Origin of the sequence: Shewanella oncorhynchi (genome assembly GCF_012584455.1) — a bacterium.
GTDB classification, from domain to species: domain Bacteria; phylum Pseudomonadota; class Gammaproteobacteria; order Enterobacterales; family Shewanellaceae; genus Shewanella; species Shewanella oncorhynchi.
Genome location: NZ_JABAEB010000004.1, coordinates 302706 through 325080, shown reverse-complemented (window position 1 = coordinate 325080; position 22375 = coordinate 302706). Strand labels below are relative to the sequence as shown.

Annotated in this window: 23 protein-coding genes; all 23 read left to right on the top strand. The window is 44.9% G+C overall.

The window, feature by feature from the left end:
• The first annotated feature begins 57 nt into the window (after nucleotides 1-57).
• Nucleotides 58-1140, top strand: a complete 1083-nt coding sequence (locus tag HGO26_RS08155) for a sensor histidine kinase (RefSeq protein WP_168824467.1) — start codon at nucleotides 58-60, stop codon at nucleotides 1138-1140.
• A complete protein-coding gene (locus HGO26_RS08150) occupies nucleotides 1133-2476 on the top strand; it encodes a sigma-54-dependent transcriptional regulator (RefSeq protein WP_028761192.1) in 1344 nt (447 codons plus the stop codon). The genes HGO26_RS08155 and HGO26_RS08150 overlap by 8 nt, the downstream gene beginning before the upstream one ends.
• Before the next feature lie 231 nt (nucleotides 2477-2707).
• Nucleotides 2708-3043, top strand: coding sequence for a flagellar hook-basal body complex protein FliE (gene fliE, locus HGO26_RS08145; RefSeq protein ID WP_028761191.1), 336 nt, complete (start codon nucleotides 2708-2710; stop codon nucleotides 3041-3043).
• Nucleotides 3044-3088: 45 nt separating this feature from the next.
• Entirely contained in the window at nucleotides 3089-4777 is a 1689-nt protein-coding gene (fliF, locus tag HGO26_RS08140; RefSeq protein ID WP_168824616.1) for a flagellar basal-body MS-ring/collar protein FliF, read from the top strand.
• Nucleotides 4770-5822, top strand: coding sequence for a flagellar motor switch protein FliG (gene fliG / locus HGO26_RS08135; protein ID WP_168824465.1), 1053 nt, complete (start codon nucleotides 4770-4772; stop codon nucleotides 5820-5822). The genes fliF and fliG overlap by 8 nt, the downstream gene beginning before the upstream one ends.
• A complete protein-coding gene (gene fliH, locus HGO26_RS08130) occupies nucleotides 5809-6804 on the top strand; it encodes a flagellar assembly protein FliH (protein WP_168824463.1) in 996 nt (331 codons plus the stop codon). Before fliG ends, fliH begins: the two co-directional genes overlap by 14 nt.
• Nucleotides 6773-8110 carry a flagellar protein export ATPase FliI gene (fliI, locus tag HGO26_RS08125; RefSeq protein ID WP_028761187.1) on the top strand — a complete coding sequence of 446 codons (1338 nt, stop codon included), beginning with the start codon at nucleotides 6773-6775 and terminating at the stop codon, nucleotides 8108-8110. Before fliH ends, fliI begins: the two co-directional genes overlap by 32 nt.
• Before the next feature lie 29 nt (nucleotides 8111-8139).
• The gene (fliJ, locus tag HGO26_RS08120; RefSeq protein ID WP_168824461.1) at nucleotides 8140-8586 is read left to right on the top strand and encodes a flagellar export protein FliJ; all 447 of its coding nucleotides are present in this window, start codon (nucleotides 8140-8142) and stop codon (nucleotides 8584-8586) included.
• A 241-nt stretch (nucleotides 8587-8827) separates the two neighbouring features.
• Nucleotides 8828-10423 carry a flagellar hook-length control protein FliK gene (locus HGO26_RS08115; protein WP_168824459.1) on the top strand — a complete coding sequence of 532 codons (1596 nt, stop codon included), beginning with the start codon at nucleotides 8828-8830 and terminating at the stop codon, nucleotides 10421-10423.
• 84 nt (nucleotides 10424-10507) lie between these two features.
• The gene (gene fliL / locus HGO26_RS08110) at nucleotides 10508-11035 is read left to right on the top strand and encodes a flagellar basal body-associated protein FliL (RefSeq protein WP_028761184.1); all 528 of its coding nucleotides are present in this window, start codon (nucleotides 10508-10510) and stop codon (nucleotides 11033-11035) included.
• A gap of 39 nt (nucleotides 11036-11074) precedes the next feature.
• Nucleotides 11075-12103 carry a flagellar motor switch protein FliM gene (gene fliM / locus HGO26_RS08105; protein WP_105251943.1) on the top strand — a complete coding sequence of 343 codons (1029 nt, stop codon included), beginning with the start codon at nucleotides 11075-11077 and terminating at the stop codon, nucleotides 12101-12103.
• Between the two features lie 11 nt (nucleotides 12104-12114).
• Nucleotides 12115-12495 (top strand): flagellar motor switch protein FliN, encoded by a 381-nt coding sequence (fliN, locus tag HGO26_RS08100; protein ID WP_028761182.1) that lies wholly within the window; start codon nucleotides 12115-12117, stop codon nucleotides 12493-12495.
• Between the two features lie 30 nt (nucleotides 12496-12525).
• Nucleotides 12526-12951 (top strand): flagellar biosynthetic protein FliO, encoded by a 426-nt coding sequence (gene fliO / locus HGO26_RS08095; protein WP_168824458.1) that lies wholly within the window; start codon nucleotides 12526-12528, stop codon nucleotides 12949-12951.
• Nucleotides 12948-13694: a flagellar type III secretion system pore protein FliP gene (gene fliP, locus HGO26_RS08090; protein ID WP_028761180.1), complete on the top strand. Its 747-nt coding sequence runs from the start codon at nucleotides 12948-12950 to the stop codon at nucleotides 13692-13694. The genes fliO and fliP overlap by 4 nt, the downstream gene beginning before the upstream one ends.
• Before the next feature lie 18 nt (nucleotides 13695-13712).
• Nucleotides 13713-13982 carry a flagellar biosynthesis protein FliQ gene (gene fliQ, locus HGO26_RS08085; RefSeq protein ID WP_012587225.1) on the top strand — a complete coding sequence of 90 codons (270 nt, stop codon included), beginning with the start codon at nucleotides 13713-13715 and terminating at the stop codon, nucleotides 13980-13982.
• Between the two features lie 4 nt (nucleotides 13983-13986).
• On the top strand, nucleotides 13987-14784 hold the full coding sequence (gene fliR / locus HGO26_RS08080; RefSeq protein WP_028761179.1) for a flagellar biosynthetic protein FliR: 798 nt from the start codon (nucleotides 13987-13989) through the stop codon (nucleotides 14782-14784).
• Between the two features lie 18 nt (nucleotides 14785-14802).
• Nucleotides 14803-15933 carry a flagellar biosynthesis protein FlhB gene (gene flhB / locus HGO26_RS08075; RefSeq protein WP_131523091.1) on the top strand — a complete coding sequence of 377 codons (1131 nt, stop codon included), beginning with the start codon at nucleotides 14803-14805 and terminating at the stop codon, nucleotides 15931-15933.
• Nucleotides 15934-16116: 183 nt separating this feature from the next.
• The gene (flhA, locus tag HGO26_RS08070) at nucleotides 16117-18216 is read left to right on the top strand and encodes a flagellar biosynthesis protein FlhA (protein ID WP_028761177.1); all 2100 of its coding nucleotides are present in this window, start codon (nucleotides 16117-16119) and stop codon (nucleotides 18214-18216) included.
• Between the two features lie 11 nt (nucleotides 18217-18227).
• Nucleotides 18228-19598, top strand: a complete 1371-nt coding sequence (gene flhF, locus HGO26_RS08065; protein ID WP_168824456.1) for a flagellar biosynthesis GTPase FlhF — start codon at nucleotides 18228-18230, stop codon at nucleotides 19596-19598.
• A gap of 4 nt (nucleotides 19599-19602) precedes the next feature.
• Nucleotides 19603-20484, top strand: coding sequence for a MinD/ParA family protein (locus HGO26_RS08060; RefSeq protein ID WP_006082389.1), 882 nt, complete (start codon nucleotides 19603-19605; stop codon nucleotides 20482-20484).
• On the top strand, nucleotides 20477-21190 hold the full coding sequence (locus HGO26_RS08055) for an RNA polymerase sigma factor FliA (protein ID WP_168824454.1): 714 nt from the start codon (nucleotides 20477-20479) through the stop codon (nucleotides 21188-21190). Before HGO26_RS08060 ends, HGO26_RS08055 begins: the two co-directional genes overlap by 8 nt.
• A gap of 47 nt (nucleotides 21191-21237) precedes the next feature.
• Complete coding sequence (gene cheY / locus HGO26_RS08050; protein ID WP_007649667.1) at nucleotides 21238-21621, top strand: chemotaxis response regulator CheY; 384 nt, start codon at nucleotides 21238-21240, stop codon at nucleotides 21619-21621.
• A 13-nt stretch (nucleotides 21622-21634) separates the two neighbouring features.
• The gene (locus HGO26_RS08045) at nucleotides 21635-22372 is read left to right on the top strand and encodes a protein phosphatase CheZ (protein WP_028761174.1); all 738 of its coding nucleotides are present in this window, start codon (nucleotides 21635-21637) and stop codon (nucleotides 22370-22372) included.
• Nucleotides 22373-22375 lie beyond the last annotated feature (3 nt).

Sequence of the window (22375 nt, the reverse complement as noted above, 5' to 3'; positions counted from 1 at the left end):
AATTTGGCATAGATACTGCAGTCACCCCGTCATAAGCAATTTTTTGACGGAGTGACTATGTCAGCCAACCCACTAGCGCAAATTGAGTCATTCAAGCACACTAGCAAACAATGGAACCAACTGCGTGAGGCCGCGAATATGTCCAATCGAATGGAGCATATTTTACAGGCTATGCCATCCGGCGTGGTGATTATCAATGGCGACGGTATAGTCACGGATGCAAATCCGGTTGCAGTTGAATTACTTGAGCGCTCCTTGTGTGGTGTTCGCTGGATTGATGTGATTCACAGTGCCTTTGCGCCGCAGGACGATGATGGCCACGAAGTGTCACTGCGTAATGGCCGCCGCGTTAAATTAGCGATTACGCCATTGACGCCAGAGCCTGGTCAATTAATTGTGCTAACTGATCTGACTGAAACTCGGTTATTACAGAAAAATATCTCCCATTTACAACGTTTATCTGCACTGGGCAAGATGGTAGCAACTTTGGCTCATCAGGTGCGCACGCCTTTATCAGCCGCTTTGTTATACGCTTCAAACCTTGCGAGTCCGAAGTTATCCGATTCCGCTAAAGCTAAATTCCAACAAAAACTTGTTGATAGACTCAATGAACTCGAGCGGCAGGTTAACGACATGCTATTGATGGCGAAAGGCCGTCAGGATGAACTTGGAGATCTAATCTCGTTGGCTGAGGTTATCGACAATGTTTTGGCAAATTGTGAGCCAATAGCGGCAAAGCAAGGCTGTGACTTGTTATTTGATGATGCGTCAAGCAGCTCGATGTTAGCTAATTCCAATGCATTAAGCTCGGCGATTAATAATTTAGTCATGAACAGCATAGAAGCCGGAGCAACTGAAATTCGTATCCAAGCGAAGGAAGAGGGCGAACGGTTATTATTGGACGTCATCGATAATGGTAAAGGCTTAGACGCCACTATGCAGCAGAAGGTATTTGAACCTTTCTTTACGACTAAGTCGCAGGGAACAGGGCTTGGGTTAGCCGTTGTGCAATCTGTGGTGCGCAATCATGGGGGGCAACTGCAACTCAGTTGTGTACCGAATAAAGGCTGTACTGTGTCTTTAGTATTCCCACGGGCTAAATCCGCGGTGATATTACCTTTGGAGATTACCCATGTCTGAAGCAAAGTTATTGCTCGTTGAGGATGATGCTTCATTACGTGAAGCCTTGTTGGATACCTTAATGCTGGCTCAGTATGAGTGTGTTGATGTTGCCTCCGGTGAAGACGCTATTTTAGCCTTGAAACAACATCAGTTTGATTTAGTTATTAGCGATGTGCAGATGCAAGGTATTGGTGGTTTAGGTTTATTGAACTACCTGCAGCAGCATCATCCTAAGTTGCCAGTGCTGTTGATGACGGCCTACGCGACTATTGGTAGCGCGGTGAACGCTATAAAATTAGGTGCTGTTGATTATTTAGCCAAACCTTTTGCACCAGAAGTGTTACTCAATCAAGTCTCACGCTATTTGCCATTAAAACAAAATGTGGATCAGCCCGTCGTCGCTGATGAGAAAAGTTTAGCCTTATTAGCACTGGCTCAACGGGTTGCCGCTTCTGATGCCTCTGTCATGATCTTAGGTCCTAGCGGTTCGGGTAAAGAGGTTTTGGCCCGTTATATTCATCAACACAGTAGCCGTGCTAATCAAGCCTTTGTGGCCATTAACTGTGCCGCTATTCCTGAGAACATGCTCGAAGCCACCCTTTTTGGTTATGAAAAGGGTGCATTTACGGGGGCTTATCAAGCGTGTCCGGGGAAATTTGAGCAGGCTCAAGGTGGCACTTTGCTGCTCGATGAAATCTCTGAGATGGATTTAGGCTTACAAGCTAAGTTGTTGCGGGTTTTGCAAGAGCGTGAAGTTGAGCGTTTAGGTGGCCGTAAAACCATTAAATTGGATGTGCGCGTGCTTGCCACATCCAATCGTGATTTAAAGGCAGTGGTCGCAGCTGGCGGATTTAGGGAAGATCTCTACTATCGAATTAACGTATTTCCTTTAGCTTGGCCTGCGTTAAGTCAACGTCCTGCAGATATTTTACCTCTTGCGCGTCATTTATTGGCTAAACATGCTAAGGCATTGAATGTTGCCGATGTGCCTGAGTTGGATGAGAATGCGCGTCGACGTTTATTGAGTCATCGCTGGCCAGGGAACGTACGTGAACTCGACAATGTGATCCAGCGTGCTTTGATATTAAGAGCCGGTCAATTGATCACTGCCAATGACATTATTATCGATGCGCAGGATGTGATTTTAAGCGGTGAAGATCTAGACCCATTTTCTTCTGAGCCAGATGGCTTAGGTGAAGAGCTCAAAGCTCAAGAACATGTGATTATTTTAGAGACCCTTAATCAATGCCAAGGAAGTCGTAAGTTAGTCGCCGAAAAGCTAGGAATTAGCGCACGAACCCTAAGATACAAGATGGCAAGGATGCGTGATATGGGGATCCAACTGCCAAATTAGTCTATAAATTCAAGTTATCATCTCGCAGCCTCCACATTGAGTGTGAGGCTGTATTTATTAAAATACACAACCGTAAAAGTGGCTCATTTCATTCAAAATCCTTAGATATTGACATCTTCTTATCCCGTCAATTTATTATCAATCACGACCATCTGAAAACTTGGCCGTTATTTTGCATTGTCCCGTTATCGGTATTTTGATCGTCAAGAATTCGACGACTGGGAGCTCAGCATGCAAATAGGCGCAAATTCATTCCTGCAGGAAATGCAGAAACTCCAAGGCGAAATAACGCCGTCGTTTGGCGTTCAGCCAAATATCATGCAGCAAGTGAATAACACTAGTGGTGCAGACTTCGGTCAGTTGCTATCGCAAGCCGTCGGCAATGTCAGCGGCTTACAGTCTGCATCGTCAAACCTCGCGACACGTTTAGAGATGGGTGATACTACCGTTTCTTTATCGGACACTGTGATTGCCCGTGAGAAAGCGAGTGTCGCTTTCGAGGCGACAGTGCAAGTGCGTAATAAGCTTGTCGAAGCCTACAAAGAAATAATGAGCATGCCTGTCTAGGCCAGTGAATAACCCAATTAGCAGGTACGAATCGTGAGTACAGAAATGATTGTCGGATCCAATTCCGGTTTAGCTGACCAAGGTGTCCAGCAAGAACATAAGTCAGGAATGATGGGAAATCTTGGCGGTGTCGATATGATGCGCCAAGTGACTATGATTTTAGCCTTAGCGATTTGTTTAGCCTTGGCGGTATTTGTCATGCTGTGGGCGCAGGAGCCAGAGTATCGTCCATTGGGTAAAATGGAAACTCAGGAAATGGTTCAAGTGCTAGATGTACTTGATAAAAATAAAGTTAAGTACCAAATCGACGTGGACGTTATTAAAGTTCCTGAAGATAAATATCAAGAAGTCAAAATGATGTTGAGCCGTGCAGGTATCGACAGTCCTGCAGCCAACCAAGATTTTTTGAATAAAGACAGTGGTTTTGGTGTCAGCCAACGTATGGAACAAGCTCGTCTTAAGCATAGCCAAGAAGAAAACCTCGCCCGTGCGATAGAGCAACTACAAAGTGTCAGTCGTGCCAAAGTCATTCTTGCGTTACCTAAAGAAAACGTCTTCGCCCGCAATGCCTCTAAACCGAGTGCAACAGTGGTGATCAATACCCGTCGCGGTGGCTTAGGCCAAGGTGAAGTCGATGCTATCGTCGATATTGTTGCTTCTGCAGTACAAGGTTTAGAACCATCAAGGGTGACGGTAACTGATTCTAACGGCCGTTTATTGAACTCAGGCAGCCAAGATGGCGCGTCTGCGACGGCTCGCCGTGAACTTGAATTAGTACAGCAAAAAGAAGCTGAATATCGCACTAAGATTGAATCGATTCTGGTGCCAATTCTAGGTCCTGATAATTTTACCTCTCAAGTCGACGTCAGTATGGATTTTACTGCGGTTGAGCAAACATCAAAGCGTTTTAACCCTGATTTACCGGCACTGCGTAGTGAAATGACCGTTGAAAATAACACCACTGGCGGCTCTTCTGGTGGGATCCCTGGCGCGTTATCCAATCAACCGCCAATGGAGTCTAATATTCCAGAAGATGCAACAAAAGCGACAGAATCAGCAACGGCTGCAGCAGGTAATTCGCACCGCGAAGCGACCCGTAACTTTGAATTAGATACCACCATTAGCCATACCCGCCAGCAAGTTGGTGCAGTGCGCCGTATTAGTGTATCAGTCGCGGTGGACTTTAAACCTGGTGCCGCTGGAGAAAATGGTCAAGTAGCCCGTGTTGCCCGTACCGAACAAGAACTGACCAATATCCGTCGTTTGCTTGAAGGCGCGGTTGGTTTTAGCTCACAACGGGGTGATGTGCTGGAAGTGGTAACTGTTCCCTTTATGGATCAATTGGTTGAAGATTTACCCGCACCTGAACTTTGGGAGCAACCTTGGTTTTGGCGTGCGATTAAGCTTGGGATTGGTGCGCTAGTGATTTTGGTGCTGATTCTAGCTGTGGTACGTCCTATGCTGAAACGCTTGATCTATCCTGACAGTGTGAATATGCCTGAGGATGGCAGATTAGGTAATGAATTAGCCGAAATTGAGGACCAATATGCGGCTGATACGCTAGGGATGCTCAATACTCAAGAGGCGGAATACAGTTATGCTGACGATGGCTCAATTCATATCCCTAATCTTCACAAAGATGATGATATGATTAAAGCTATCCGTGCGCTCGTGGCGAATGAGCCTGAGCTCTCTACTCAAGTCGTGAAAAACTGGTTACAAGACAATGGCTGAGAATAAAACGAAAGAAGTGGCTCCTGCGGCCACACCAGCCTTTAATATCAAAGATATTAGTGGCGTTGAAAAGACCGCTATTTTACTCCTCAGTTTGAGTGAGGCTGATGCTGCATCCATTTTAAAACACTTAGAGCCGAAGCAAGTGCAAAAAGTGGGTATGGCCATGGCGGCAATGGATGAGTTTGGTCAGGAAAAAGTTATCGGGGTACATAAGCTGTTTCTTGATGATATTCAAAAGTATTCTTCAATTGGTTTCAACAGTGAAGAGTTCGTCCGTAAAGCCTTAACCGCCGCGCTGGGTGAAGATAAAGCGGGTAATCTGATTGAACAGATTATCATGGGCAGTGGCGCTAAAGGTTTGGACTCGTTGAAGTGGATGGATGCACGCCAAGTGGCGACCATTATTCAAAACGAACATCCCCAGATCCAAACCATTGTGTTGTCTTATCTAGAACCCGATCAAGCGGCGGAAATTTTTGGTCAATTCCCTGAGAATACCCGCTTAGACTTGATGATGCGTATTGCAAATCTTGAAGAAGTGCAGCCCGCTGCACTGCAAGAGTTGAACGACATCATGGAGAAACAGTTCGCCGGTCAAGGTGGCGCCCAGGCCGCGAAAATGGGTGGCTTAAAAGCGGCTGCCAACATAATGAACTACTTAGACACGGGTATCGAAAGCCAGTTGATGGAAACCATGCGCGAGTCTGATGAAGAAATGGCGCAGCAAATCCAAGATTTGATGTTTGTATTTGAAAACTTAATCGATGTCGATGACCGCGGTATTCAAGCCCTGTTGCGTGAAGTGCAGCAAGATGTACTGATGAAGGCGCTCAAAGGCACTGATGATCAACTGAAAGAAAAAATCTTGGGTAACATGTCAAAACGTGCCGCTGAATTATTGCGTGATGATCTTGAAGCCATGGGCCCAATCCGTATCAGTGAAGTGGAAGTCGCACAAAAAGAAATCCTGTCTATTGCTCGTCGCTTAAGTGACAGCGGCGAAATCATGTTAGGCGGCGGTGGTGGCGATGAGTTCCTCTAATCCGAGTGACAATAAATTGTTGAATAAGGTCTTGAGCGAAGGAGATGTCGAATTTAGTCACTGGGCGCTGCCAGATGTGACTGAAGCCGATGATGATTCTATCTCAAATCTGTTCGGCCATTCTAATCATCAAGCCGCTAAGTCGACTACTGTGGAAAGTGTTTCTCCACCGACTATGGCTGAGATTGAAGACATTCGCGCCCAAGCCGAAGAAGAAGGCTTTAGCGAAGGTAAGCAGCAAGGGTATGAGCAAGGGCTAGAAAAAGGACGTTTAGAAGGGTTAGAGCAGGGCCATACTGAAGGGCTCGCCCAAGGGCATGAGCAAGGATTAGAAACCGGTTTAGCCCAAGCAAAAATATTGCTCTCGCGTTTTGAAACCTTATTAGCCCAATTTGAAAAACCATTGCAATTGCTCGATGGCGATATTGAACTTTCGCTACTGAACCTGAGTATGACATTAGCGAAATCTGTCATTGGCCACGAATTAAAAACTCATCCTGAACAAGTGCTTTCGGCATTGCGCTTAGGTATAGAATCGCTGCCGATAAAAGAACAAACGGTCACAATCCGCTTGCATCCTGACGATGTTATCTTAGTCGAACAACTTTATTCCACCGCCCAACTGACCCGCAGTAAGTGGGAACTTGAAGTTGACCCTTCCTTAAGCCCAGGTGACTGTATTCTCAGTAGTCATCGTTCTTTAGTCGATTTGACCCTCGCATCGCGCATCGATGCTGTGTTTGAGTCTTTACGGAACCAACATGCTCACTTAAGTGACAAGCAGCGTCAATTGCAAGAGGCGATAGAGGTTGAAGATACCGCAAAACATGTTGCGGCTTCTGAGGCCGTGGGATTAGAGCTTGATGATCAGGTTGTCGATACGGTTTCTCAACATGCTGAGGATATACAATCTGCCTCAAACACAGGTGAGCAATTAGAGGCAAAATCAGATGCAAAATCGCCAACATCAACTGCTGAATAGGCTTAATCATCATCAGGGTAAGGTGCCGCCATTTCGCGCTGTGGCCAGTGGTCAACTGGTGCGTGTTGTCGGCTTAACCTTAGAAGCAAGCGGTTGCCGTGCGCCTGTGGGCAGTTTATGTTCGATCGAAACCATGGCGGGCGAGTTAATCGCCGAGGTGGTCGGGTTTGATGGCGAACTATTATATTTAATGCCCATTGAAGAATTGCGTGGTGTATTACCTGGTGCGCGGGTTGTGCCTTTGGGGGAACAAACTGGACTCAATGTTGGTTTATCCCTGCTAGGACGCGTACTCGATGGTAACGGCGTGCCTTTAGATGGTTTAGGCGCGTTGCAAACGGACCAACAAGCGCCAAGACATAGCGCTGCCATTAATCCTTTATCTCGCCGTGCTATTACTGAACCGCTGGACGTTGGCGTTCGCGCTATCAACGCTATGCTGACCGTGGGCAAAGGCCAACGTATGGGCTTGTTTGCGGGCTCAGGTGTCGGTAAGAGTGTGCTCTTAGGTATGATGACTCGCGGTACTACCGCCGACATTATTGTGGTTGGGCTAGTGGGTGAGCGTGGACGGGAAGTGAAAGAGTTTATTGAGGAAATTCTTGGTGAGAAAGGTCGAGCGCGTTCAGTCGTCGTTGCTGCGCCTGCGGATACATCGCCGCTGATGCGCCTTCGCGCCTGTGAAACCTCGACTCGTATTGCCGAATACTTCCGCGATTTAGGCTATAACGTTTTATTGCTTATGGACAGTTTAACGCGCTACGCCCAAGCGCAGCGTGAAATTGCTTTGGCTGTGGGTGAACCGCCTGCGACTAAAGGTTATCCGCCTTCTGTGTTTGCAAAATTGCCACGTTTAGTTGAGCGCGCCGGAAACGGTGGCCCTGGGCAAGGTTCAATTACGGCATTTTATACTGTGTTGACGGAAGGAGACGATCAACAGGATCCCATTGCCGATGCTTCGCGGGCGATCCTCGATGGTCACATTGTCTTGTCACGTTCGCTTGCGGATTCGGGGCACTATCCTGCAATTGATATTGAAGCTTCTATTAGCCGAGTCGCACCTATGGTGATCTCCAATGAACATTTGGAGGCGATGCGCCGCGTGAAACAAACCTATTCTTTGTATCAGCAAAATCGAGATTTGATTTCTATTGGGGCCTATGCCCAAGGAAGCGATCCTCGCATTGATAATGCGATACGACTGCAGCCAGCAATGAATGCTTTTTTGCGACAAACCATGCGTGATGCATTTAGCTTTGCCGATAGCCAAGTCATGCTTGGGCAACTTGCTGCACAGTGCAAATAATGGCGTCATCGAATTAATCGAGGTCTAGTATGGCTAACGCCGATCCCTTGTTGTTAGTGTTAAAGCTTGCCAATGATGCCGAAGAACAAGCGGCATTATTGTTAAAATCTGCGCAATTAGAGTGTCAAAAACGGTTGAATCAACTCAGTGCTCTGAATAACTATCGCTTAGAATACATGAAGCAAATGCAATCACAGCAAGGTCAAGCCATCAGTGCTAGTCACTATCACCAGTTTCACCGTTTTATTCGTCAGATCGATGACGCAATTATCCAGCAAAATCGCGTCGTAGCCGACGGTGAAAAGCAAAAAGAATATCGACAACAACATTGGTTGGAAAAGCAAAAAAAACGTAAGGCAGTAGAATTACTCTTAGCCAGTAAAGAGAAGAAGCGTCAAGTGGCTGAACAAAAAAGGGAGCAAAAAATGACCGATGAATTTGCTTCCCAGCAATTTTATCGCCGTCATCAACGTTAGTGAAATGATAGGCATCTTTACTGCTCGCTAGCCGGATAGGCTCTTTAGTTTTTTTGTATTGATGGCATAAGCATCAATTCGGCACCTCTCAGTGTTAATTCTTTTCGATATGCTGTCGTAAAATCTGATGTTTTGGCATCTTATTTGCTTTGATTTAGTCCATGACCCTGCAACCGCAGTGTTTAATTGACGTTTCTACCTAGCCATTTCTTTTTTTGTTGGGTGATGTTTGGGAGCACTTATGCAACAAATGACCAATATCCTGTTAAGTAAAACAGGCAACTCTGCGGCCAATTCCGCTAAGACATCTTCCCAAGAGTCTAATAATGAAGACTTTTCATCTACACTTGCGTCAGTCACTGCTAGCTCATTTTCTATTTCTGCGTCTAAAAAAACCATTGCTAACACTGATGATACTGTGCAGGTTACCTCTGCTGATAAAGTAAAAGATGACGATATATCAACTGATGACGCCGACGTAAATCTCATTTTTGCCCAAATTAGCATGGCAAATGATATGAAGAAAACGGCATCAGATGGAGATAGTTTGCCGCTAGCATTTTTAAATGCTGAAGAAGATATAACTGGTGAAGAAAATATTGATACTTCATCAGCTTTATTAACCGGCTCAGCATTGGCATCTACTGTTTCTGTTGAGATTGAACTGGCATCAGATATAGATGCCGATGAAGCGGGTTTTTCTGCTGAATTACAAAAGTTAGTTTCTACTAGCCCAGATATGGCAGCAATTTTAATCGCAGATGATGTGAAACCATCATCTTTGACTGATAAGTCACTCGTACAAATTCTCCCCATAGACCCAAATATACTTGAAGTGTCAGCGGATAGTGATGTTGTGATTGATCCAAATTTGACCGATGACGCTTCAGAATTACCTTTAGAAGACACTGAGCTTGTCTCTGCCACTGAAGTCGGGGTGAGTATAGATGAGTCTTTAGTTGAGAATGAGGTCACACTTAATGCTGTGATTAATCAAGCGGGCTTAGCGAACAGTGCAACGATAAAGTCGGTAACCAACACTGCGGCAAAAGCAACGACTAGTAGCTCTACAGTGAATAGTCTCAATACGGCTAATATCGCGACCTCGGGAAATACTTTCGACCTGAATACCTTAGGCTCTTCAACTTCATCTGAACCATTAGATACAACATCTGTAACAGAAAGTGATCTTGATGGGAGTCCCAATTCCGATTTGGCTGCTAACCTATTACTGAAAGATGCTAAATTAACGGTTGCGATGGATATTCCCAGAGACGAAAGTTTTATGGATGATAGTAATACTTTCTCAGAACTTAAGTCGACATCATCCATACAGACACTCTCGATGTCACAATTAAATCGCCAAGAAACCATGCAAGTTCAGCTGTCATTGCGTCAAGGAGTAGAACAGCAAAACCAAATGCAGGAGATGATCCAACGATTTTCACCTGTGATGAAGCAGCAATTGATTACTATGGTGAGTCAAGGCATCCAACATGCGGAAATCCGGCTCGATCCCCCTGAGCTTGGGCATATGTTGGTAAAGATCCAAGTGCATGGCGACCAAACCCAAGTACAGTTCCATGTTACTCAGCCGCAAACGCGTGATCTGGTTGAACAAGCTATGCCAAGATTACGTGAGTTATTGCAAGAGCAAGGGATGCAGTTGGCTGACAGCCATGTTTCTCAAGGCGATCAAGGTGAGCGTCGTGAAGGTAGTTTCGGTGATGGCGGCAGTTCAAATGCGGCTGATATGGATGAAATCTCGGCAGAAGAGTTACATTTAGGTTTAAATCAAGCGATTAGTGTAACTTCAGGTATAGATTATTACGCTTAAGCAGGTAACCTATAGCAATGACTGACATAATTACGTTTCAAATAAAACTGTAATGAGTTTCCGCCTAAATTAAAGAGAATAGTGATGGCTAAGGAAGAATCGTTAGAACTTGAAAGTACTGAAGAGCCTAAGAGTAAGAAGAAACTATTTATTTTTGCTGGTGTGGGCGTTTTAGTCGCGCTGTTAATCGGTGGCGGTGTCTGGTTCTTTATGGGAAGCAGTACCGAAGAGGTTCCCGCCGTAGCAGCAGATAGTGCTGTTCAGGCTGAAGTACCAGCATCAGGAGAAGTAGCTACCGCATCATACGTGCCTATGCCACGTCCTTTTTTATTCAACTTACCAGGGCCTGATAGGGCTCGTTTAGTTGAGATTAAAGTGCAGCTTATGGTGCGTGGTACCGATGATGATGTGCTAACACAAAAACATATTCCGCTGATTGAAGATGCGCTTTTAACGACCTTTAGTGGTGCAGATGTGCAAAAGCTCAGCACGCAAGCGGGGAAAGATGAGTTACGGCAGTTAGCACTTTTGAGTGTGCAAAATACTCTACAGTCAGTAACTGGGCGTAAGGTTGTCGAGAAAGTACTATTTACCGGTTTTGTAATGCAATAATCCTTTAACTTCAGCACCAAAAGAGGCGAAGGCAATATAGTGAGTGATTTATTAAGCCAAGACGAAATTGATGCGCTATTGCACGGGGTTGATGACGTCGATGATGACGAAATTGACGCTGTTGGAGAAGATGCCCGTTCCTACGATTTCTCTTCCCAAGATCGAATAGTTCGTGGGCGTATGCCGACGCTGGAAATCGTGAATGAGCGTTTTGCGCGCCATTTACGCATTAGTATGTTTAATATGATGCGCCGAGCGGCCGAAGTGTCGATCAACGGTGTACAGATGCTCAAGTTTGGTGAGTACGTACATACGCTTTTTGTTCCTACTAGCTTGAATATGGTGCGTTTTAGCCCACTCAAAGGCACAGCATTGATCACCATGGAAGCGCGACTGGTATTTATCCTGGTGGATAACTTCTTTGGTGGCGATGGGCGTTTCCATGCCAAGATTGAAGGGCGAGAATTTACGCCGACAGAAAGACGAATCGTACAGTTACTGCTTAAGATTATATTTGAAGATTATAAAGATGCTTGGGCGCCCGTAATGGATGTTGAGTTTGATTATTTGGACTCTGAAGTCAACCCCGCCATGGCGAACATTGTTAGTCCTACCGAAGTTGTGGTGATTAATTCATTCCATATTGAAGTCGATGGAGGTGGTGGTGATTTTCACATCACTATGCCTTACTCCATGATTGAACCTATCCGAGAGTTACTCGATGCGGGTGTGCAAAGTGACAAGCAAGATACTGATATGCGTTGGTCACAGGCATTACACGATGAAATCATGGATGTGAAGGTCGGGTTCGATGCCAATATTGTTGAACATGAATTAACACTCAAAGAGGTCATGAATTTTAAAGCGGGCGATATTATTCCGATTGAGTTACCCGAGTTTATCATGATGAAAATCGAGGATTTACCGACATATCGTTGTAAAATGGGCCGTTCTAGAGATAACCTAGCGCTTAAAATATGTGAGAAAATCCCTCGGCCAGAGACAGTTAAATCTGAGCTGCAATTGGTGACGCGTAAGGGTAAATCTCGTGATATATCAGAATTATAAGGTGAAGTAAGATGAGCACAGACGATACGGATGATTGGGCTGCAGCAATGGCAGAACAAGCGTTAGAAGAAGCCAACGCAATTGAACTCGATGAGCTGGTTGATGATTCAAGACCTATTTCTAAGGCTGAAGCGGCTAAGTTAGATACAATTTTAGATATTCCTGTCACCATTTCGATGGAAGTGGGGCGTAGCTATATTAGTATTCGAAACTTATTACAACTTAACCAAGGTTCTGTGGTTGAGTTAGATAGAGTCGCAGGTGAACCGTTAGATGTGATGGTCAATGGCACGCTTATCGCTCACGGTGAAGTGGTGGTGGTAAACGATAAATTCGGTATTCGCTTAACGGATGTGATCAGTCAAACTGAGCGAATTAAAAAGCTTAAATAATTCGAGATGTAAAAGTCGTTGGAACTTTAAATGAGCACATCGGTAATACAGAGTTTAGTGGTAGCGGTTCAAGCGAGCGCAGATAGCCTCGGTGGGGAAGGCGCAGCGAATATTGCTTCAATAGCGCCTGCTACAAAAATGGCAGAACCTTCTCAAGTTGCGACCTTAGCAAGTATGTTAGGCGGCTTGATTCTGGTTTTATTATTAATTTTCGCGTTAGCTTATTTACTGAGAAGGTTTAATTTAGTCCCCACGACCAATGGCGTGCTAAAGACTATTGCTGTGACTTCCCTCGGTCAAAAAGAACGTTTAGTCTTGGTTCAGGTGGGAGAACAACAATATTTACTTGGGGTTAGCTCGCAGCAGGTGAGTTTGATTGATAAGTTAGCTGAACCTATCCATCTAGAAGCTGATTCGTTTGCGAGTCGATTACGCCAGGCGAAATTAAAACAATGACAACACGTATCCTCGCGTTAGTTGGGTTAGTTATGCTGCTATTGATGCCGTCAGCATGGGCCGCAGATGGCGTCTTACCTGCTGTAACAGTAACAACGGCGCCAGACGGCTCAACGGAATATTCGGTCACAATGCAGATTTTACTGCTGATGACATCGCTGAGTTTTTTACCTGCCATGCTCATCATGTTGACCTCTTTCACGCGGATTATCATTGTCCTGTCGATATTACGCCAAGCCATTGGATTACAACAGACTCCATCTAATCAAGTCTTAATTGGCATGAGTTTGTTCATGACTTTTTTTATCATGGCACCGGTATTCGACCGGATTTATGATGAAGGGGTGAAGCCTTATATCGATGAGCAATTAACCTTGCAGCAAGCGTTTGATAAAGGGAAAGAGCCGCTGAGAGGCTTTATGTTGGGCCAAGTAAGAACGACGGATTTAAAGACCTTTATTGAGATTTCTGGCTATAAGGATATTAAGTCTCCCGAAGAAGCACCTATGAGTGTGTTAGTGCCCGCTTTCATTACCAGTGAGTTAAAAACCGCATTTCAGATTGGCTTTATGCTATTTGTGCCTTTTTTAGTACTCGATTTAGTGGTGGCGAGTATCTTGATGGCTATGGGTATGATGATGTTATCTCCCATGATAGTGTCGCTGCCGTTTAAGATCATGTTGTTTGTGCTCGTAGATGGTTGGAGCTTAGTCCTCGGGACATTAGCGAATAGTTTCGGATAGCCAAGGGAGAGTAAACACATGAGTCCTGAGGCGCTAATTGATATTTTTCGTGAAGCTCTCGCTGTTATCGTTATGATGGTGTCTGCTATTGTGTTGCCTGGGCTGGGAATTGGGTTAATCGTTGCTGTGTTTCAAGCGGCGACTTCTATTAACGAGCAGACCTTAAGTTTCCTTCCGCGTTTGTTAGTGACACTTTTTGGCCTAATGTTTATGGGACATTGGTTAGTTGAAACCCTGATGGACTTTTTCATCGAGATGGTGAATCGCATTCCTCAAGTGATAGGCTAACGCGATGGAGCTGCTGCTCGATACCTTAATGCAAACCATTGCCGCTTATATTTGGCCATTGTTTCGCGTCGCGAGCATGTTGATGGTCATGGTAGTATTTGGGGCGGCAACGACACCAACTCGAGTGCGTTTATTATTGGCGATGGCAATTACCTTTGCGATAGCACCTGTTCTTCCTCCAACTCAAAATGTGGATTTATTTTCGTTAAGCGCAGTATTCATCACGGCGCAGCAAATTATTATCGGTGTTGCCATGGGGTTTGTGACTCAAATGGTGATGCAAGTCTTTGTGCTCACTGGACAGATCATTGGTATGCAGACCAGTTTAGGCTTTGCCTCTATGGTTGACCCTGGGTCTGGCCAACAAACACCCGTTATCGGTAACTTTTTCCTTTTATTGGCGACATTAATTTTCTTAGCTGTGGACGGTCATCTTTTGATGATCCGTATGCTAGTGGCGAGCTTTGAAACTTTGCCGATTTCTAATCAAGGCTTAACACTGACAAGTTATCGATCGCTGGCTGATTGGGGTTCGTATATGTTTGGTGCGGCACTCACTATGTCGATATCTGCGATTATCGCCTTGTTATTAGTCAACTTGTCCTTCGGGGTCATGACCCGCGCCGCGCCGCAATTGAATATTTTCTCTATTGGTTTTCCGATCACTATGATTGGTGGACTGTTTATTCTGTGGTTAACCCTAACACCGGTAATGGCACACTTCGATGAAGTATGGTCGACGGCTCAAGTGCTGCTTTGCGATATGTTAGCGCTTCAATGTAACGCTGATGGCTTGATATGATGGGATTAGGAGAAGCCCATGGCTGAAGAATCAAGTGGCGAACGTACAGAGGAACCCACGGGGAGGCGTCTAGAACAGGCGCGGGAAAAAGGACAGATTGCACGTTCGAAAGAACTCGGGACTGCAGCGGTATTGATTTCGGCGGCATGTGGGTTTTATATGCTAGGCCCAAGTTTGGCCATTAGCCTAACTCGGGTGTTTGAAATTGTATTTACCATGGATAGGGCGCAAATTTTTGATACTAATGAAATGTTCAACGTGTGGGGTGTTGTTGCGAGTGAAATAGCCTGGCCCATGGCTAAAATTATGCTACTGATTGTGGTGGTTGCGTTTATCGGTAACGTCTCTCTTGGTGGGATCAATTTTTCGACCCAAGCTATGATGCCAAAAGCCAGTAAAATGAGTCCCCTTGCTGGTTTTAAACGTATGTTTGGCGTACAGGCTCTGGTTGAACTCACCAAAGGCATTGCAAAATTTTCTGTAGTAGCGTTTTCTGCTTATTTTTTATTAAGCTTCTATTTCAATGACATCATGTTGCTGTCTAGCGACCATCTTCCTGGTAATGTTTACCATGCATTAGATTTGTTGGTTTGGATGTTTATCCTGTTATGTTCCTCGATTTTGTTTATTGTCGTCATCGATGTGCCGTTCCAAATTTGGAATCACAACAAGCAACTTAAGATGACCAAACAAGAAGTAAAAGATGAATATAAAGACACTGAGGGTAAACCTGAGGTGAAAGGGCATATACGGCAGATGCAACGTGAACTAGCACAAAGGCGTATGATGGCTGAAGTGCCAAATGCCGATGTGATTGTCGTTAACCCTGAGCATTTTGCCGTTGCGATTAAATACGATGTGCAGCGCTCTGCAGCTCCCTTTGTGATAGCGAAAGGTGTTGATGATGTGGCCTTTAAAATACGTGAGATTGCCCGCGCGCACAATATTGCGATTGTCTCGGCCCCACCACTTGCAAGGGCTATTTACCATACGACTAAGTTAGACCAGCAGATCCCTGAAGGTTTGTTTACTGCTGTCGCACAGATTTTGGCTTATGTATTCCAACTGCGCCAATATCAAAAAGGACGCGGTCGTAAACCTATTCCTGTCCCACTTAATCAACCTATACCAGATGAATTGAAATATTGAACCACTAGTCTCAGATGGTAGTCATTGGTAAAGCTGATGATGTCAAGTTCATTTGTTTTTTTATGGCTAATTTTATGTATATCAATCAGTCACAGTACATATCTTTCCTTCATTAATGGCTTTAATCTTGTTGGCGCGTTTTTTGCTTTATGCTATTACACGTCAAAGTTTAGGTTATAGCGAATGGATGTTAAAGCGACTCTTGGTCAAGTAAAACAAATTAGGCTCAGCACTTTTAAAGGCATTGGCACGCCGGTGGTTGTGCTTGCTGCATTGGCCATGATTGTTTTACCTATCCCTCCATTTCTATTAGACATACTCTTTTCATTCAACATTGCGTTAGCTCTCATCGTATTGCTGGTGGCTATTTATACCGATAGACCCTTAGATTTTGCTGCCTTCCCAACTGTGTTGCTGGTGGCGACATTATTACGTCTTGCGCTCAACGTTGCCTCTACTCGTGTGGTTTTACTTGAGGGTCATAATGGCGGTGATGCCGCGGGTAAGGTGATTGAAGCCTTCGGTTCTGTGGTGATCGGTGGTAACTATGCCGTTGGTCTAGTGGTATTTATCATTCTGATTATCATCAACTTTGCGGTAGTTACTAAAGGTGCTGGTCGTATCGCAGAAGTTAGTGCCCGCTTTACCTTGGATGCTATGCCAGGTAAGCAAATGGCAATCGATGCTGACTTAAATGCAGGAACCTTAAATCAAGACCAAGCGAGAATACGCCGTGCCGAAGTGACCCGTGAAGCTGATTTCTATGGTGCGATGGACGGTGCGTCCAAATTCGTTAAAGGGGATGCGATTGCCGGTATCATGATCTTAGTGATCAACATCGTAGGTGGTTTCATCATAGGGATTGTGCAGCATGGCTTAAGTTTCTCTGAAGCAGTTGAAATTTATACCTTACTGACTATCGGTGATGGTTTAGTGGCGCAGATCCCCGGTCTATTATTGTCAATCGCCGCAGCCTTGATGGTGACTCGTCAAAACGAGTCGGGTGATATGGGCCAAATGATGATGAGTCAGATGTTTGACAGTCATAAGTCATTGGGTATCGCCGCCGGAGTCCTGTTTGTCATGGGTATTGTTCCTGGTATGCCGCACATGGCGTTTTTAAGCTTTGCCTTTATGACTGCTGGTGCAGCTTATTTTGTTTATAAACGAAATGAAAACAAACGTCTTAAAGCGCTAGAACAAGTGAAATCGGGTCCAATAGAAAGACAAGATAAAGAGCCTAAAGAGCTAGGTTGGGACGATGTACATCATGTGGATACTATTGGTCTTGAGGTTGGATATCGTTTGATCCCTCTGGTAGACAAGGGCCAAGGTGGCGAGTTACTAAGCCGCATTAAAGGCGTGCGTAAAAAGTTGTCTCAGGAATTAGGCTTCTTAGTGCCCGCGGTGCATATTCGCGATAACTTAGATTTATCACCTAATGCGTATCGCATTTCATTAATGGGCGTCGTCGTCGGAGAGGCAGATATTCGTCATGATTGCGAATTGGCGATCAACCCTGGTCAAGTCTATGGCAAACTCGATGGTATCGAAACGCGCGATCCCGCCTTTGGCCTGGAAGCTGTATGGATCGCCCCTGAGTTACGTGAGCACGCACAAACACTAGGTTATACCGTCGTCGATGCTGCGACGGTTGTTGCAACTCATATTAGTCAATTACTCACAAATAATGCTGCTAAGTTGTTAGGCTACGAAGAAGTGCAACAACTGATGGATATGCTTGCGAAACACTCTCCTAAGCTGGTTGATGGCTTTATTCCAGATATCATGCCGTTAGGACATGTCGTAAAAGTGATGCAGAACCTATTAAATGAAGGGGTTTCAGTTAGAGACTTGCGTACTATAGTGCAAACTTTGTTAGAATATGGCACTAAGAGTAATGACACTGAAGTCTTGACTGCCGCTGTACGTATCGCTTTGAAACGTATGATAGTTCAGGAAATCTCAGGCCCAGAGCTCGAAATCCCCGTCATTACTTTGGCGCCAGAGTTGGAACAGATGTTGCATCAGTCAATGCAAGCAACCGGTGGTGATGGTCCTAATATTGAACCCGGTCTTGCAGAACGCATGCAGCAGTCCCTTGCCGATGCGGCTCAGAAGCAAGAAATGGTCGGACAACCCGCCATATTGTTGACGTCAGGTATGTTACGCGCGACGCTGTCACGCTTTGTTAAACATACTATTCCTAATCTCAGAGTCATTTCATATCAAGAAATACCTGATGAGAAGCAAATACGTATCGTATCTGCAGTCGGCCAGTAGAGGACGCATAAGTGAAGATTAAACGATTTTTTGCCAAAGACATGCGCGCCGCACTGGCCCAAGTGAAAGAAACACTCGGCTCAGATGCCGTCATTATGTCAAATAAAAAAGTGAACGGTGGCATCGAAATTGTCGCTGCCGTTGACTATGACGAACCTAAAGCCACTGCGCCAGCACCGACCTTTATGGACGTGAGCGACGATCTCGTGTCCCTAGGTGCTAAGCAGCCAGTTCGTGTAGAAACTCGCGCTAAGCCAGCCGCACCAGCAGACTCATTACAAGCCTTACTTGAGAAGCAGCAAAGCCGTTTGAATCAACAAATGTCACATCAGCAAGTTGATGCCGAGTTACCAGCATGGGCTAAGGGCTTACAAGCCCCTACTGCTGTGAAACCAGAACGTCGTGAAGCGTCTTCCTCGTTTGATAAAAAGCCACAAACATCACAGAAACAAAGTGCTGATATTGAGGCTATGCGTGATGAATTAGCATCACTGCGTAATTTACTGACACATCAAGTATCCTCCTTGATGACGGAACATAAAAAACGCATCGATCCCGTCGGTGCTATGCTCGAAGCCAAATTGCTTGAGGCTGAATTCTCCCCTGCGGTTGCGAATAAATTAGCCGCGCTGAGCCAGCATTATACGCCAGCTGAATTAGTCAGAGCATTACCACAAAGTCTTGCGAATATGCTTGATAATCAGGGCGATGACATTGTTAAGCAGGGCGGAGTGGTTGCATTAGTTGGTCCTACTGGGGTTGGTAAAACAACGTCATTAGCTAAACTTGCTGCCCGTTTTGCGGCACATCATGGTGCTGAACATGTTGCTTTAATTACCACAGATCATTATCGCATCGGAGCCTATGAGCAATTAGCAACTTATGGCAAAATAATGGGCTGCCCAGTAAAGCAAGCTCATGATCTAAATGAATTAGAACAAATTCTCTATCAGTTTAGGAATCGCAAGCTAGTATTGATAGATACGGCTGGCATGGGACAGCGAGATATGCGCCTTTACCAGCAACTTGATAATTTAACTGCAAATAGCAGGATACCTATCCGCAGTTATCTGGTACTGTCTGCGACAGGGCAGCGCCGTGTGCTGCAAGATGCAGTCAATCATTTTAAACGCATTCCCCTATCTGGTGTCGTTCTCACAAAACTCGATGAATCTGTGTCGTTAGCAGGGGCATTAAGTGTGTTGATCCAAAACGGATTACCATTAAGTTATATTACTGATGGACAAAGAGTTCCTGAAGATATGAAAGTTGCGGATACCCTAGATTTAGCCCAGCAGGCACTCGCAGCGTTAGATAGTACAGAACAACAATCATTACAAGACACAGCGTGGTCAGATAATATGGCCTGTGCATTTGAGTAGATTTATGACCCTGGATCAAGCAAGTGGTTTACGTATGATGAATCAACCCTATAACGAAAAAGTGAAAGTAATCGCGGTCACTGGCGGTAAAGGAGGCGTGGGTAAAACCAGCGTTTCTATTAATACTGCTGTGGCATTAGCCGAAAAAGGCAAGCGTGTCTTGGTACTTGACGCTGACCTTGGCTTAGCAAACGTCGACGTCATGCTGGGTATTCGTGCCGAGCGTAACCTCTCTCACGTGCTCTCTGGTGATGCAGAGCTTGACGATATTATCGTGCGTGGTCCAAAGGGGATAGGCATAGTACCAGCCACCTCTGGAACACAGGGGATGGTGGAATTAAGCCCTGCACAACATGCTGGATTAATCCGAGCATTTAGCGAGATGCGGACTCAGTTTGATATTCTAGTCGTAGATACTGCTGCTGGGATCTCAGATATGGTGCTCAGTTTCTCACGTGCTTCGCAGGATGTGCTAGTCGTTGTTTGTGATGAACCCACTTCGATTACCGATGCCTACGCCCTGATTAAAATTCTCAGCCGTGAGCATGGCGTGTTCCGTTTTAAAATAGTTGCCAATATGGTGCGTAGTTTACGCGAAGGTATGGAATTATTTGCTAAACTCAGTAAAGTGACCGACAGATTTTTAGATGTTGCACTTGAATTAGTCGCCACGATTCCATTTGACGAAAACTTACGTAAATCAGTTCGTAAACAAAAATTGGTGGTTGAAGCTTATCCTAAATCACCAGCGGCGATTGCGTATCAAGGATTGGCAAATAAAATTTTGAGCTGGCCTGTGCCGCAGCAACCTGGTGGGCATTTGGAGTTTTTCGTTGAGCGTTTAGTACAACGACCAGATTTTCAAGAGGAAAAAACGAGTGAATAAAGCCGCTGCGTATACTTGTTTAGACAATAAATCGTCGATCGTTGAACAGTATGCTCCGTTGGTTAAAAGAATTGCGCATCATTTACTCGCCAGACTACCTGCATCTGTGCAGTTAGATGATTTACTCCAAGCTGGGATGATGGGGTTACTAGAAGCATCATCCAAGTTTGATGGTGGCAAGGGTGCGAAATTTGAAACCTTCGCCGGCATACGCATACGTGGAGCCATGTTAGATGAAATTCGTCGTGGCGACTGGGTCCCTCGTTCCGTTCATCGTAACAATCGTAAGGTTGCACACGCTATTGATGAGTTAGAGCAAGAACTGGGCCGTGATGCACGCGACACAGAAATTGCAGAAAAACTTGATATGACGCTTGATGAGTACCATCATATTCTTAACGATGTTTCTATCGGAAAAATCATAGGGATAGAAGATTTAGGCGTATCTCAGGATATACTTACAGTGAGTGATCGGTCCGATGATGATTCATTTGAAGCATTAGCTGAGAACCAATTTCATTCTGCTCTGGTTGAGGCAATTAAATTATTGCCTGAAAGAGATGCATTAGTGTTATCCCTGTACTACGATGAAGCATTGAATTTAAAAGAGATTGGCGCCATTCTTGAAGTCAGTGAATCGCGGGTTAGCCAGATATTAAGTCAGGCAATGTTGCGATTGAAAGCTAAACTCAAGCACTGGACATAAGTATAATTATTAATCGAGCACAGAATGTCAGCTCACCGGAGGAAACCTTGGACAAGAATATGAAGATTCTCATTGTTGACGATTTTTCGACAATGAGGCGTATCATCAAGAACTTGTTGCGAGACTTGGGGTTTAATAACACCCAAGAAGCAGACGATGGCTCAACAGCCCTGCCGATGTTGCAAAAGGGGGATTTTGATTTTGTTGTTACAGATTGGAATATGCCTGGTATGCAAGGAATCGATCTGTTAAAAGCAATTCGCGCTGATGATTCGCTAAAGCATTTACCCGTATTAATGGTAACTGCTGAAGCAAAACGTGAACAGATTATTGCTGCCGCTCAAGCGGGAGTGAATGGTTATGTGGTTAAGCCTTTTACCGCTGCAACGCTGAAAGAGAAGTTAGATAAAATATTCGAACGACTCGCTTGAGCAAGGATGAGCTATGAAGTCACAAACATCAGGGCTCATCACGCTCGAGCAAGCTCAGCATTTAGTTGAATTATTAAGTGCAGGTGAGCAAAGTCAGGCAGATGATTTATTTCGGGAGCTTGCTGCTCCACTGCAACGAGAATTATTCGAAGAAGTAGGTAAATTAACTCGGCAACTTCATAGTGCGCTGATGGATTTTCAAGTTGATAATCGTCTTGCTGAATTAGCCAATACAGAGATCCCCGATGCCAAGCAACGTTTAAATTACGTTATTGACATGACCGAACAAGCTGCAAATAAAACCATGGATGCGGTTGAAGAATGTTTACCTTTGGCTAATGCCGTGACCGTAAATATTCAAAATGTCATGCCATCTTGGGACAGATTAATGCGACGCGAGATAGCGCTGACTGAATTTAAGGGCCTTTGTCACGATGTACAAGACCTTATGTCTCGTAGTGCAAATGACTCGACTCGATTACGTGAATTGCTTAATCAAATTTTGATGGCGCAAGATTTTCAAGACTTAACAGGACAAATAATACGTCGTGTTATTGATCTAGTAATGGAAGTAGAAAGTAATCTGGTTTCTATGCTGACGGTATTTGGTGAGCAACCTATGATTGAAAGTCAGATTGCTCAGAAAAATAATATTGAAGCAGAAGGCCCGATAATGAATGCCGAGCTTCGTCAAGATGTGGTAACGGGTCAAGACGAAGTGGATGATCTTCTATCGAGTCTGGGTTTCTAACTG